The following is a 14083-nucleotide window of genomic DNA, read 5'->3' on the forward strand; positions in this document are numbered from 1 at the left end:
AAAGGATTGAAATTGTCTAAAATGGGAATGAAGTGAGGTGTAGTCTTGATGGCGTCAATTGAACGATTGGATGTTTTTAACCACAGCCATTTGCCGATTCTGGAGGCATGGTTTGAAGATTCGGAAGTGCGCGAACGCATGGACGGGATGCTTCCATTACAGGAATGGTTCGATTACATGACGGACAATGTCATGTACTTTGCATGGATGGCTTATCGCGGGGAGCAGCCTGTCGGAGCCATCTTTGTCGAATTGGAGGATGGAACGGCATATATTGGACTCATGACGGAGCCGGCTCTTCGCTCCCAAGGAATCGGCAAAGCGATGGTGCGCGAAGTGATGGCGCTCCCGGAAATGGAATCTGTAAAGACATGGGTAGCAGGCATCGAAGAAGATAATATGCCATGTCTGGCTTGCTTCAAGTCTCTTGGTTATTTGAGTAAGGAAGAGGAAGCGGATGAAGATGGGTTTTATAATTTGGTGTATGAACAGTCTAGTGATGGCACTGCATAGTTGAAAAAATAGTATATCTAAATCGAAGCTATCTAAAGGTCTGCTAGGGTAAAAAGATAGCTTCGATTTTCTTAAGAAATAATATCATTTCGCGTGCACTTCACTGTTTAGAAATCTTTATTATAGAAAATGGACAGAGGCCATCTAATCATTGGCCTCTGTTTGTGTTATGCAGAAAATGGAGTGATGCATATTTGATTTCCGTTATTGCTGCTACTGCTGATCCAATCTGCCAAGCATGAGTCGATAGCTTCCGTTGCCAAAGTGCAGGGTTCGCTTGACGCGCGAAATAATGGCTGTGCTTGCGCCGGTTTCCGCTTCGATTTCCATGTACGTGCTGCCGTTCAACAGCATTTTGGCAACTTCCAGCCGTTGGGACAGCGCCTGCAATTCCTTAGGTGTCGTCAAATCTTCGAAAAAATCATAACATTCCTCGATGCTTTGCAGCTTGATGATGGCCTCCAGCAATTGCTCAATTGCCGGGTCGCCGGAACGCTTGGCACACATATCGTCCTATCAACTCCATTCCGAAATGAATACCATGAATGCGCCTTCCATTTACTTTTTGACAAGGGGCCTTCTATTTCCTCCTGTTTGTTCGAAAAAAATTCACAAATTCAATTCAGATTGCTTCACTCGCTGCTGCTTCACTACGATAGTGCGTTTATGCAGTTCTTTTATGCTGAAGTTGTGCGTGCCAGTGCAGCCGCGGTTCATCCACCGTGCGTTGGAGCATAAGCGCGGTTTAGTACGTTTTTGCTATATATTGGCATCCGTCTTATACTCTCAGTGGAAGCAATCAATGCGAGTGTAGGAGGATGTTGGAATGAAAAGACAAGCGATTTTCGAAATAACGGAGAAAGAGATTTTCCCGATCCAAGAAATCGACTACATTGAAATTTATACAGGGAACGCGAAGCAAGCGATGCACTATTTCGTCAAAGGGTACGGATTCCGCCCTATTGCCTACTCTGGGCTGGAAACCGGCAACCGGGAGCAAGTATCGTATGTTCTTGAACAAAATAAAATTCGGTTCGTTCTCTCCGGCGCTCTCTCTGATGACCATCCGATTGCCGAGTTCGTCAAATTGCACGGGGACGGGGTCAAGGATGTTGCATTGCGGGTTAGTAATGTTGAAAAGGCTTACAAGGATGCGGTCTCACGCGGCGGAATCGCCATTATGGAGCCGGCCGAATATTCGGATGAGCACGGTAAGGTCAAAAAGGCAATCATCGGCACATATGGCGATACGATTCATACGCTGATCGAGCGGGATAATTACGAAGGATTGTTCCTGCCGGGCTACAAATCGATCGAAGACACTCTTCCGCATCAATCTGCCGGACTGATCGGCATCGATCATGTCGTCGGCAACGTGGAACAAATGGAAGAATGGGTAGCTTACTATGAAAACGTGATGGGCTTCAAGCAAATGATTCATTTCGACGACAAGGATATTAGTACGGAATATTCGGCCTTGATGTCCAAAGTGATGCATAATGGGGGCAGAATTAAATTCCCGATTAACGAGCCGGCGACTGCCAAGCGCAAATCGCAGATTCAGGAGTATCTGGAATATTATAAAGGACCGGGCGTGCAGCATTTGGCTCTGCTGACAAACGATATTGTTGCAACCGTGACGGCGCTTCGCGAAAACGGTGTCGAGTTCCTAAGTACGCCGGATTCCTATTACGAAATGCTGACGGACCGGGTTGGAAGCATTGATGAAGATATTGCCAAGCTTCAGGAATTAAAAATTTTGGTCGATCGCGATGATGAGGGATATTTGCTGCAAATCTTCACGAAGCCGCTTGTAGATAGACCAACGTTGTTTTTCGAAATCATTCAACGAAAAGGAGCTATTGGCTTCGGCGAAGGCAATTTCAAGGCCTTGTTCGAATCGATTGAACGGGAGCAAGAACGCCGCGGCAACTTGTAGTCCAGCGCCGCAGGAAGGAGTAGAAGCCGCATGGATATTACACCGCATGAGCTGCACTGGAGAGACGCTTACAAACTGATGATAGGCTCCATCCTGCCGCGTCCAATTGCTTTTGTGTCCACGATCGATCTGAACGGAACGGCGAATCTGGCGCCGTTCAGCTTTTTCACGGCAATATGCGCGGAGCCGCTCTTGATCTGCTTTGCCCCAATGCGCCGAGGGACGGACGGGTGCAAGAAGGACACCCTTGTCAATATTGAAGCGACCGGCGAATTCGTGGTCAATATTGTTGGAGAACAGATCGTCGAACCGATGAATGAAACGGCCGTCGAATTCGATCCCGAGGTGGATGAGTTCCAGGCTGCGGGCTTGACTCCAATCCCGAGCGAAGTCATTCGCCCTTACCGGGTGAAGGAAAGCGGCATTCATTTGGAGTGCGTGGTTCATGATATTCTCCATTTCGGCGATCAGCCGGGCGCTGGCAGCCTTGTTATCGGCAAGGTTGTGCTGATGCATATAAACGACGAGTTGTATGCAGACGGCAAAATCAACATGGAGAAGCTGCTCCCGATCGGACGCATGGCCGGCCAAGTTTACACCCGTGCCGCTGCTGACACCTTCATGCTGGAGCGAAAAAAATAACGGCGTACGGAAAGCGGGAGGTTCTATGAAGTTCGTGACATTTGACACCGGAACGGGCGCGCCGCGTTCCGGTTGGCTGCGGGAAGGCTGCATCGTCGACATGCATGAGGTCAGTGACGGGCACCTGCCGAGCGAATTGCTGGAATTGGTACGCCGACATGAGGACTATATGGAGGAGGCAGGGAGAATCGACAGATGCCTTGGCTCTAATGCGGAAACGATGCTCGCGCATAAGGGCGTCTATCCGGCATCCGCTGTCGCTCTGCTCGCTCCGCTTCCGAAGCCGCCGAGCCTCCGTGATTTCTATGCCTTCGAAGCGCATGTGATCGGGGCTAGGCGGAGAAGGGGGCTCGATATCATTCCGGAATGGTACCAGTTCCCGGTGTTCTATTTCAGCAACCATCAGGCCATAGTCGGCCCGGACGCGCTTATCCGCAGACCTTCCGCCACCTCCGCTCTGGATTACGAGTTGGAGGTGGCCTGCGTCATCGGCAAGGAAGGACGCGATATTACTGCCGAAGAAGCTGATTCCTATATATTCGGCTATTGCATTATGAACGATTGGAGCGCGCGTGATATTCAGCGGGAAGAAGTGAAGGTCGGCCTTGGCCCGGCCAAGGGCAAGGATTTTGCCACCTCGCTCGGCCCATGTCTGATTACTAAGGACGAACTGGAGCGGTATCGCGTAGGCGCGCGCCATGACTTGGCAATGACGGCTCGCGTTAATGGCGCCGAGTTGTCGCGCGGCAATATGCGTGACCTCCACTATACGTTCGGGGATATGATCGCGCGGGCTTCAGCGGACGCCACACTGTATCCCGGCGATATTATCGGATCGGGCACGGTCGGAACCGGCTGCCTTCTCGAACTGGGGCCGGAGGTGCATCGCTGGCTGGAGCCCGGCGATATCGTTGAATTGGAGGTTACAGGGCTTGGCCTACTGCGCAACACCATCGGTTGAAATGGCCGAAGGAGCCGCTTTGCAGGTATTGAATTGGGAAGAGGAGGATTCGTGTCATGGCCTATTATCGCCGCATGGGAGACATTCCTGACAAAAGGCATACGATGTTCCGCAAGCCGGACGGCACCCTGTACCGTGAGCAAGTGATGGGTACTAAAGGGTTCTCCGGCATTCAGTCTATCTTGTATCACCATTATCCGCCGACGGCTGTCAGCAAGGCGGAAGTATATGCCGCCTTCGATATTGAGTTCGAAGAGCCGGGAGCGCTTCGCCACCGTCATCTATTGACCGGCGATTGCATGGAAACGGACGACGCCGTCGCTGGCAGACGCTATATGCTAGGCAATGAGGATCTGCTTATCGCGACTGCGAACGTTGATCGGCCGATGGATTATTTCTACCGGAACGGAGATGGGGACGAGCTGTTGTTCGTGCATGAAGGGGAGGGCTCTGTAGAGACGATGTATGGCACTCTCCATTACCGGCCAGGGGATTATATTAACATACCGATCGGCACGATCTACCGCGTCATGCCGGAGCCGGGGCGTGGGCGTACGAAGCTCCTGGTCGTGGAGACGAACAATTGGATAACGACGCCGAAGCGTTATCGCAACCCGCATGGCCAGCTTTTGGAGCATAGTCCGTTCTGTGAACGGGATTTCCGTGGTCCAGATAAGCTGGAGACTTATGCTGAGCTTGGTGAATTCGAAGTAAGAACGAAGTCTAGGGGATATATCCATCTGCATATATTCAACCATCATCCTTTTGATGTTGTAGGATGGGATGGTTATTTGTATCCGTGGATTTTCAATATTGCCGATTTCGAGCCGATTACGGGCCGTATTCATATGCCGCCGCCGATTCACCAGACCTTTGAGGGGAATAACTTTGTCATCTGCTCCTTCGTGCCCCGATTATACGATTATCATCCCGAGGGAATTCCTGCCCCATATTTCCACAGCAATGTAGACAGCGACGAGGTGCTCTATTATGTCAGAGGCAACTTCATGAGCCGCAAGGGAGTGAAGGAAGGTTCGATTACCTTGCATCCGTCAGGCATCCCGCATGGCCCGCATCCCGGCAAGATCGAAGACAGCATCGGCAAAAAGGAAACGACAGAGCTTGCGGTCATGATCGACACGTTCCGTCCGTTACGCGTTGTCAAGCAAGCACTATCCTACGAGGATACTCAATACATGTATAGCTGGTGCGTGGGTTCGCCAGAAGCGTCGCGAACCGTGTAAGCGCGTGTATGTAGTGCAAGAAACGCTGATGAAAGGAGCGCATGGCATGAAGGATAGGAAAGTCGTGCATTCCGCCGCTGAGGCGATAGAGGGAATTCAGGACGGTGCTACCTTGATCGTGGGTGGATTCGGCCTATGTGGGATCCCCGAGCTGGCTATTGCGGCGCTGAGAGACAGCGGTGTGAAAAATTTGACCGTCGTCAGCAATAATTGCGGCGTGGACGACTGGGGACTCGGTCTCCTGCTTGCGAACCGCCAAATCAAGAAGATGATAGCCTCATATGTCGGGGAGAACAAAATATTCGAACGTCAGCTTTTGAATGGTGAGCTGGAGGTGGAGCTCGTTCCGCAGGGCACGCTAGCTGAGCGTATTCGTGCAGGCGGAGCTGGCATCCCAGCCTTCTATACGGCGACCGGCGTCGGTACGCCGATAGCAGAAGGCAAGGAACATAAACAGTTCCATGGCCGCACATACATGATGGAAGAAGCGATTGTCGGCGATGTTGCGTTCGTGAAGGCGTGGAAGGGTGATACGCTCGGCAACCTTGTATACAGGAAGACAGCAAGAAATTTCAATCCGCTGGCAGCGGCAGCGGGCAAAATTACGATTGCCGAGGTGGAGGAACTGGTAGAGCCGGGACAATTGGATCCGAATCATATTCATACGCCCGGTATTTATGTACAGCGAATACTCCACGGAACTGGATACGAAAAGCGGGTGGAACGGCGCGTTGTCCAGTCGGCGGCGCAGCAAAGAACGGAGGGATACGCATGAGTGACGCGCGTAAGACCATCGTCCGGCGAGCCGTGTTAGAGATTGCGGACGGGATGACAGTCAATCTCGGCATCGGCATGCCGACCCTCATTGCAGGCATCATTCCGCCAGAGTTCGATGTGATGCTCCATTCGGAGAACGGCCTGCTCGGCATCGGGCCGTACCCATTTGAAGGGAGCGAGGATCCGGATCTGATTAACGCAGGCAAGGAGACGGTAAGCGCAGTGGAGGGGGCATCCTACTTCGACAGTGCCGAATCGTTCGCCATGATCCGCGGCGGTCATATCGACCTCGCCATTCTGGGTGGAATGGAAGTTTCGGAGCAGGGCGATTTAGCGAATTGGATGATTCCCGGCAAAATGATTAAAGGCATGGGAGGCGCCATGGATTTGGTGAACGGCGCCCGGCGCATCGTTGTCATTATGGAGCATGTGAATAAGCATGGCGAATCTAAAATCAAACGCGAGTGCAGCTTGCCGCTGACGGGCAAACGAGTCGTCAACCGGTTAATTACCGATTTGGCCGTGTTTGATTTTACCGAAGAAGGCATGGTCTTGATCGAGACACAGCAGGGAGTTGACGTAGAAGAGATTCGGCACAAAACCGAGGCGCCATTCCGGGTAAGTCCTGTGTTGAACGCGGAGAACGCAGCGCCTCGGGCATCGGAGTAAAGGGCTTAGGAGGGTCGTGTATGCAAGTGTCTGTCAAGATCCCAACGAGAAAAGAAATCGAACCGTTGGGCGTGTACGTACCGGGAAAACCAATTGAAGAGGTAAAAAGGGAGTTCGGCCTTACGGATATCATCAAGCTTGCGTCTAACGAGAATCCGTACGGCTGTTCGGAACTGGCCGCCCAAGCTGTCGTACGTGAAATGGAGAAGTGTGCCCTGTATCCGGAAGGCACCGCTCCCGAATTGGCTGTGAAGCTGTCAGCCCATCTTGGCGTGGAGCCAGAATATTTTATTGTCGGCAATGGTTCGGATGAAATCATCCGATTATTGACGCGGAGTTATATCGCCGCTGGGGACGAGGCGATTATGGCCGATGTGACGTTCTCACGTTACGAGACGAACGTTCGTATCGAGGGCGGCGTACCTGTTATGGTGCCGCTCATTGAGGGCGTTCATGATCTGGACGGGATGCTGAAGGCGATCAGCAGCAGGACGAAGATGATCTTTGTATGCAACCCGAACAATCCGACCGGGACGATTGTAGGACGCAGCGACCTGCTTGCCTTCATCGAGCAGGTACCGCGCCATATTTTGCTGGTCATCGACGAGGCCTATTATGAATACGTGTCAGACCCCGACTACTTGCAGACCGTGCCTATGCTTGCCAGCTATCCGAATTTGGTCATTCTGCGCACGTTCTCCAAGATTTACGGCTTGGCTGCGCTGCGCGCAGGCTACGGTATGATGCATCCGAGCATCGTGCAGGAGCTGCTCAAGGTAAAGGAGCCGTTCAACTCGAATCGGATGGCGCAAGCTGCGGCTCTCGCCTCGCTGGACGATGCGGCGTTCGCCGCAGACTGCGCCCGGCGGAATGAGGCGGAGAGAACAAAGCTGGTTGCGGGATTGAAGCAGTTGGGGCTGTCCTGTTATCCATCGCATGCTAATTTTCTGATGGTGAAGCTGAATTGCTCCGGCGACGACGTATTCCGCTCTTTGCTCGAGCGTGGCGTAGTGGTGCGCGCGGGCAGCTTGCTCGGCTATCCGGATACGATTCGTGTATCCATAGGAACAGAGCAGGAAAATCAAGTGTTCATCGAAGCGCTGCGGCATATACTTGGCCCCTGCAAGCCGGTATGAGTGAATCGGATGGCATCGCATGCTTATCTATGACGGTCGTACGGGAAGTTTGATGAGCAGTGTTATACAAAAAAATCAATGATGATTCACGATTATTCTTTGCATAGCGATAAGGGGGTGACGGTCTGTCGGACGTTGTAATTGCAAGCGCTGTGCGAACGCCGATCGGCGCGTTCATGGGCGGATTGAGCGAAGTGCCGGCTGTTGATCTGGGAGCGCGGGTTATCGCAGAAGCACTGGGGCGAGCCGGGGTGCAGCCGGGAGCGGTGCACGAAGTGATAATGGGCAATGTGCTGCAGGCGGGCAGCGGCCAAGGGCCAGCACGTCTAGCCGCAATGAAGGCAGGGCTTCCCTGCGAGGTGCCAGCCGTTACGATTAATAAAATATGCGGTTCAGGTTTGAAGGCGGTCATAATGGCTGCGCAGGCCATCAAGTCTGACGATGCAGATCTCATTGTTGCGGGCGGCATGGAAAATATGTCGCTAGCGCCGTATGTGCTGGCGCAAGGAAGAACGGGATACCGGCTTGGAAATGGCGTGGTTGAAGACAGCATCCTCAAAGACGGACTTACCTGCTCGATATGCGACATTCATATGGGAAAAACTGCGGAAAATATTGCGGCGAAATACGGAATTGTGCGAGAAGAGCAGGACGCCTTTGCCCTGACAAGTCAACAGCGAGCTCGAGAGGCATGGGAGCGCAGTGAGTTCTCTGCTGAAATCGTGCCGGTGGAGATTCGGACCAAGAAGGGGCTGGCGACGATTGAAACCGATGAGCATTTCCGTCCTGATGTGACGGCTGCTGCCCTAGGCAGGCTTAAGCCTGCCTTCCAGCCGGACGGCACGGTTACAGCTGGAAATGCCTCTGGCATTAACGATGGGGCGGCAGCGTTAGTTGTCTGCTCCGGGCGTATGGCGAAGCAGCTTGGTCTGCCCGTGCTGGCCCGTATCCGCGGCTATGCCTGCACCGGCGTGGATCCAGCCATTATGGGCATGGGCCCCGTATCGGCTTCACAAGTGGCGGTTAAGAAGGCCGGGATGTCGCTTGCGGATATTGACCTGGCGGAAATAAATGAGGCTTTTGCCGCCCAAGCAATTGCCGTCATCGGTGAGCTCGGGATCGATCCAGCGATCGTCAATGTAAATGGCGGCGCCATTGCGCTTGGGCATCCAATTGGCGCTAGCGGAGCGCGCATCCTCGTTACGCTGCTGCATGCCATGAAGCGCAGGCAGGCAGCTACCGGGCTCGCCGCCTTGTGTGTCGGCGGCGGCCATGGCGTCGCTGTCGTCGTCGAGCAAGTATAACATAAAAATAGGAAGCACCTCTGATTCTAATTGGGTCGGAGGTGCTTTCGTTTGTTAGGACGATTAAGAAAGTTTTCATAAGGATTGAGGCGTGAAGGATTTACGCTTATACGGACGTATCTTGTATCCGATGATGCGGACACAATGCCTTCGTCATGGCTACACTTGAATGTAAATTATTGTATAATGTTAAAGAGGCAGTATACTTCAAATTGAAATCAGGAGGAATAACATGGAACAAGCCCCGTCGGTTGAAGCATTGTTTAAGCCTTTCTCGATTGGCTCACTAACGCTGAGCAATCGCATTGTAATGGCGCCTATGACGCGCATGTTCTCTCCAGAGGGTGTTCCGGGGGAGAATGTGGAAGCATACTACAGACGTCGTGCAGAGAATGGTGTTGGGCTTATTATAACGGAAGGGACAGTCATTAATCATCCCGCTGCAGCGTCTCACCCGAACATACCGAGATTTTATGGAGAAGAGGCGCTGGATGGATGGTCTAGGATCGTTCAGTCGGTACATAAGGCAGGGGGAAAAATTATCCCACAGCTATGGCATGTCGGAACCCAGCGTGCAGTCGGGCAAGCTCCGAATCCAGAGGCTTTGCCTATTGGGCCATCGGGCATAACAGCTGATGGCTTGAAGGTGAACGAACCGATGACGAAGAAAGAAATCGACATGGTGGTGGATGCATTTGCTCAGGGTGCCGCAGATGCGCAAAGACTTGGTTTTGACGGTATTGAGCTCCATGGGGCCCATGGCTATCTTATCGACCAATTTTTCTGGGAACAAACGAACCGTCGACAAGATGAGTATGGAGGCGGGATTGCGGAACGGACGCGTTTTGCAGTTGAGATTGTGAAAGCTTGCAGAGATGCTGTTGGCCCAGACTTCCCGATCATATTCCGTTTCTCTCAATGGAAAAGCAGACCTTATACGGCTAAGTTGGCCTATACGCCCGATGAGTTGGCTCAATTTTTATCACCGTTGGTAGATGCCGGGGTAGATGTATTTCATTGCTCGACTCGTCGTTTTTGGGAACCTGAATTCGAAGGCTCTTCTCTTAATTTGGCTGGATGGACGAAGAAGATTACAGGGAAACCCGTAATAACTGTAGGCTCTGTGGGACTAGACAGTGAATTTTTAAGTTTCTTTGCGGAGGGTAAAGGGGCCCAAAATGTAAACATTGACGGGTTGATTGAGAGACTTGAACTGGATGAGTTTGATTTAGTAGCGGTAGGCCGGGCTTTGCTCGTCGATCCTGAATGGGCTGTAAAAATACGCGAGGGAAGAGTGGATGAGTTAATTCCTTTTACAAAGGAAGCGTCAAGAGTATTATTCTAATGCGTTTGCTTACTACGCTTAAAGAAAGAGTTCTTGGAAACATTCCTCAACATTGACGTTATTATAATTACCTGTACTTGTAGATGCAGATAAAGGTATTCAGCTACCGCACTCTCAATAATGAAAAGCTGTAAATAGCCCATGTTGGTTTATTCTGTACAAATGGTGTCGAGGCAACTTCCATTTTACTTAAAAACCAACATAGGCTTTATTTTTTGTGTCTGACTACATCATATAATTTCCGCTATTTGTCCTAACTTAAGCAAGATCGTCGCCATTCTTTCGGTGATGCGGGCACAGGGCCTCCATCATGGCTACGGTTTCCTTGTCCAAGCCTTGATTCCGTTCAATCAGACCATCAGAGATTTTTTCATAGGCAGGCTGTTTCGCATTTTGCCCGAACTTATACTTAGCTGACATCTCCTGAACGTTGATGCGGACAACGGAGGTGCTTTTGATTTGACCCGTATAGTCCGGATCCTCCGGATCAATTGGGGCATAGCCTCCTTCCGGTTGAAGCTTTTGCATAAATGCAGTCAGCGCCTCTGCCTTTTCTGTTAGATCCGGAACGATTTCTGCGAAACCTTTTATAATCACAGACTTGAAAAAGGCAGTTGCAGGGCAAGCCAGCTTTTCTTCCGTGAAATAGGATGGAATAATGGCATACTCCTTAGCTACGGAAAAGGTAACCCGTTGATCGGCCTTCAGGTTTTTCATTTTTCGTCCGGCTACGCTGCCGTGGAAATAAATATGACCATTGTGATAAACGAAGTTAAGAGGAGTCAGTTCTGGCCAGCCGTCTCCATTTATGGTTCCTAGAACGCCAAAGCTCATCTCCTGCAAAAACGCCTCGGTTTCTGCATGATCCATCATTTCGAATTCTTTTCTTCGCATCTGCGAAACTCCTTTCCAAATATCCGGTTGCAATCTCTTTTATTGCATTCAGCTTACCGCACAGATTGACAATTAAAAAGATCCAATTTAGATTAATTTTACTAGACCATTGGTGACGGAGGACAACCGCATGCAGTTCCATATTCCTTACTATTCTTATCTTGCCCAATGCTCATCCAAGCGCTTGGCACTTTATCAGGCTATACGTGACTGTATTACGTCGCAAGTGCTTGTTATGGAAACGAAATTGCCATCGAGTCGGGAGTTGGCTGCTTTATACGGCCTTTCACGAGGAACAGTCAGCGAAGTGTACGCCATGCTGGCCTCCGAAGGATATATTACAAGCGGGGTAGGGCGCGGCACGTTCGTATCGTTTCAGTCGCCTAAGCAGAAAGGCAATGAATTTCCACGTCAAGAGCTGCATTTGTTGTCCGACTGGGGTGTCCGTTTGAAGGAACTGCAGGAACAGCAAACTGAACCAAGTGAGAAGATAAAGGTTCAAATAGGGGGCGGACAGAGGGCGGTAAATTTTCAGGAATTTGGACCAGGCATACAGGCGTTCCCGGACAAAGAGTGGAATCGGTGCTTGTATGCGCAGGCTCGACTTTTGACTAATGGAGAACGACGAAGCCGGATGGGTTCGACCTTGGGTGACGAAGCGCTTAGAGACAGCATTGCACAGTATTTGAGACGCGCCCGAGGCATTGCTGCCAAGGCGAGCCAGATTGTGATTTTCAATGGATCCAAGCAGGCGCTTGCCTTAGCAGCCCACTTGTTCATCAATCCCGGAGATCATGTAGTGGTGGAGAGTCCGGGGTATAGGGGAGTCATTGACGTTTTCCGGGCACAGGGTGGAAGATGCATTCATGCTCCGATTGACGGACAAGGGATTATTCCAGACAAATGGAAGGCGAAGCTGCTTTTTGTCACGCCTAATCGCCAGTTCCCTACAGGCGCCGTGCTGAACATGGAGCGCCGCCAGCAGCTTCTGGCATGGGCTTCGGAGAACAATGCACTTATTTTGGAAGACGATTATGACAGTGTATTTCGCCACCGCGGCAAATCACTCGAACCGCTCAAGGTGCTGGACAGTGAAGGAAGAGTGATTTATATCGGAAGCTTCAGCAATACATTGCTCCCTCATATCCGAATCGGATATGCAGTGCTGCCGTCATCGTTAGTCGAAGTGTTTGCCAGTGCTAAAGCTGCATTTGAGCCGAGTCCAAGCAACTTGCTGGAGCAGCGTACATTGGCATCCTGGATGAATAACGGTCAATATGAACGCCATTTGCGGCGCATGAAACGAATTTACGGAAGAAAGTTCAAACTGCTGCGGGAGCTGCTGACTGCCAAGCTATCGTCATGGTTTCAATGGGTTGAAGGGGATGCCGGGCTAAGTATATTCGGATGGTGGAACGGTACTGCTGATCAATACGTACAGTTTCGCTCGAATTGCTTGGCGGCGGGGATTATGTGGTCGGAGACCTGCATCGAAGAACAAGCTGATGGAAACGGAATTAGGTATGGCGCTTATTTTTATTTTCCTCGCTTGTCCGAAGAAGAGATCGTTTATGGGGTCAACAGAATGCAGGCAATCGGTTTAGATTGAATTCAAGCATCTGTAAAATGAAAAGAATGACGCTTCGCCGCTGTCTTAGAACCTCTCTTCCTCGCATAAAGTGCAAGGAGGGAGCGTGATCTTATGGACGAGAAGGTTAAAAGATATTATAAGCTGAAGCAGCAGCAGAAAGAAATCGAGGACGAACTGGCGGAACTGCGCAGCAGTATTATTCAGTATTGCGAAGAGCGAGGCGAAGCTGAGCTTATTGCGGGTCAGTATCAGGTGAAGCTTATCCAACAGCAGCATCGGCATTATGATGATACCAAGCTGTATACGGCCTTGCCTGATCCGGAGGTTTGGCGCTTATTGTCCAAGCCGGATACAACGAAGATTAAGAGCTTGGTTCAGCTTGGTGTGGTTTCGGAGGAGCGCATTAAAGATACGTACACGCTCCAGCCTAAGGTACTGTTACAGGTGGACAGAAAGTAAATTGTCCCGATGAAAGTTATAATAAGAGTACTGGCAGAGCATGGACTTCTTTCTTATGCTGTCGGTGCTCTTTTTCAGTTCTGTTAGACACTTCTTTCAGAAAATTTTACCTTTCTATTTTCAAACGCTGATTTTCTGGTTATTTAATCCTTATCCATGAACAGTAGGGCGTTGTTTGCAGTGTGTTGCAATCGAGGCGGCTCTATCGGAGAATGGGAAATAGAGGGTGAATATGATCGCGATCACGCTGGGGAAAATGGAGCTTCGGCAGATGTAGCTGCTAGTGAGTGATCGATAACAATACGCCGCATATGAGAGGTGATCGAAGTTGTGTCTTCTCCACTGTCCCCATGAAGTATATATGATGGAGAAAATCGAATTGCTTAAGCAACGGCTTATTTCCATTGTAAATGAAAGAAATGATTTTACGGACGATGAGGTGATTAGGGTTAGTCAAGAATTAGATGTTTATTTACTAGCATATCAGAAGAAGCAGTTGTGCACTTTATCTTCTGGCGATAGAGGTCAAGGAAAACATGCTGGAGTCGATTCCTGAAAACACCCATTGTACCAACGAGCAAGGTATCGACTCACTGTGTGCGTCAATCA

15 protein-coding genes are annotated in these 14083 nt (G+C 50.6%); 13 read left to right on the plus strand and 2 right to left on the minus strand.

The window, feature by feature from the left end; all coding sequences use genetic code 11:
- Positions 1-48: 48 nt before the first annotated feature.
- Positions 49-513, plus strand: coding sequence for a GNAT family N-acetyltransferase (locus PAV_RS15270; RefSeq protein WP_005547717.1), 465 nt, complete (start codon positions 49-51; stop codon positions 511-513).
- A gap of 213 nt (positions 514-726) precedes the next feature.
- On the opposite strand, the gene PAV_RS15275 is transcribed toward PAV_RS15270, so the two are convergent.
- Positions 727-1020, minus strand: coding sequence for a YerC/YecD family TrpR-related protein (locus PAV_RS15275; RefSeq protein WP_005547719.1), 294 nt, complete (start codon positions 1018-1020; stop codon positions 727-729).
- A gap of 319 nt (positions 1021-1339) precedes the next feature.
- On the opposite strand from PAV_RS15275, the gene hppD reads away from it, so the two are divergent.
- The 9 genes from hppD to PAV_RS15320 all read left to right on the plus strand — a co-directional run bounded on the left by hppD (position 1340) and on the right by PAV_RS15320 (position 10530).
- Entirely contained in the window at positions 1340-2452 is a 1113-nt protein-coding gene (hppD, locus tag PAV_RS15280) for a 4-hydroxyphenylpyruvate dioxygenase (RefSeq protein ID WP_005547721.1), read from the plus strand.
- Between the two features lie 30 nt (positions 2453-2482).
- Positions 2483-3094 (plus strand): flavin reductase family protein, encoded by a 612-nt coding sequence (locus tag PAV_RS15285; protein WP_005547723.1) that lies wholly within the window; start codon positions 2483-2485, stop codon positions 3092-3094.
- A 25-nt stretch (positions 3095-3119) separates the two neighbouring features.
- Positions 3120-4055 (plus strand): fumarylacetoacetate hydrolase family protein, encoded by a 936-nt coding sequence (locus tag PAV_RS15290; RefSeq protein WP_005547725.1) that lies wholly within the window; start codon positions 3120-3122, stop codon positions 4053-4055.
- A gap of 56 nt (positions 4056-4111) precedes the next feature.
- Positions 4112-5299 (plus strand): homogentisate 1,2-dioxygenase, encoded by a 1188-nt coding sequence (locus tag PAV_RS15295; RefSeq protein ID WP_005547727.1) that lies wholly within the window; start codon positions 4112-4114, stop codon positions 5297-5299.
- Between the two features lie 46 nt (positions 5300-5345).
- Complete coding sequence (locus PAV_RS15300) at positions 5346-6074, plus strand: CoA transferase subunit A (protein ID WP_005547729.1); 729 nt, start codon at positions 5346-5348, stop codon at positions 6072-6074.
- A complete protein-coding gene (locus PAV_RS15305; RefSeq protein ID WP_005547730.1) occupies positions 6071-6745 on the plus strand; it encodes a 3-oxoacid CoA-transferase subunit B in 675 nt (224 codons plus the stop codon). The genes PAV_RS15300 and PAV_RS15305 overlap by 4 nt, the downstream gene beginning before the upstream one ends.
- A 20-nt stretch (positions 6746-6765) precedes the next feature.
- The gene (gene hisC / locus PAV_RS15310; RefSeq protein WP_005547732.1) at positions 6766-7881 is read left to right on the plus strand and encodes a histidinol-phosphate transaminase; all 1116 of its coding nucleotides are present in this window, start codon (positions 6766-6768) and stop codon (positions 7879-7881) included.
- A gap of 125 nt (positions 7882-8006) precedes the next feature.
- Entirely contained in the window at positions 8007-9185 is a 1179-nt protein-coding gene (locus PAV_RS15315) for an acetyl-CoA C-acetyltransferase (RefSeq protein WP_040735990.1), read from the plus strand.
- A 232-nt stretch (positions 9186-9417) separates the two neighbouring features.
- Complete coding sequence (locus PAV_RS15320) at positions 9418-10530, plus strand: NADH:flavin oxidoreductase (RefSeq protein WP_005547736.1); 1113 nt, start codon at positions 9418-9420, stop codon at positions 10528-10530.
- 258 nt (positions 10531-10788) lie between these two features.
- Here the strand turns inward: PAV_RS15320 and PAV_RS15325 are convergent, their stop codons facing one another.
- Positions 10789-11424: a pyridoxamine 5'-phosphate oxidase family protein gene (locus PAV_RS15325; protein ID WP_005547738.1), complete on the minus strand. Its 636-nt coding sequence runs from the start codon at positions 11422-11424 to the stop codon at positions 10789-10791.
- 130 nt (positions 11425-11554) lie between these two features.
- On the opposite strand from PAV_RS15325, the gene pdxR reads away from it, so the two are divergent.
- The 3 genes from pdxR (at position 11555) to PAV_RS32400 (ending at position 14030) form a co-directional block, all read left to right on the plus strand.
- Entirely contained in the window at positions 11555-13033 is a 1479-nt protein-coding gene (gene pdxR / locus PAV_RS15330; protein ID WP_005547740.1) for a MocR-like pyridoxine biosynthesis transcription factor PdxR, read from the plus strand.
- Between the two features lie 93 nt (positions 13034-13126).
- The gene (locus tag PAV_RS15335; RefSeq protein WP_005547742.1) at positions 13127-13474 is read left to right on the plus strand and encodes a hypothetical protein; all 348 of its coding nucleotides are present in this window, start codon (positions 13127-13129) and stop codon (positions 13472-13474) included.
- A gap of 379 nt (positions 13475-13853) precedes the next feature.
- Positions 13854-14030 (plus strand): aspartyl-phosphate phosphatase Spo0E family protein, encoded by a 177-nt coding sequence (locus PAV_RS32400; RefSeq protein ID WP_157266866.1) that lies wholly within the window; start codon positions 13854-13856, stop codon positions 14028-14030.
- Positions 14031-14083: the final 53 nt, after the last annotated feature.

The sequence above is a fragment of the Paenibacillus alvei DSM 29 genome, from assembly GCF_000293805.1.
GTDB lineage: Bacteria > Bacillota > Bacilli > Paenibacillales > Paenibacillaceae > Paenibacillus_B > Paenibacillus_B alvei.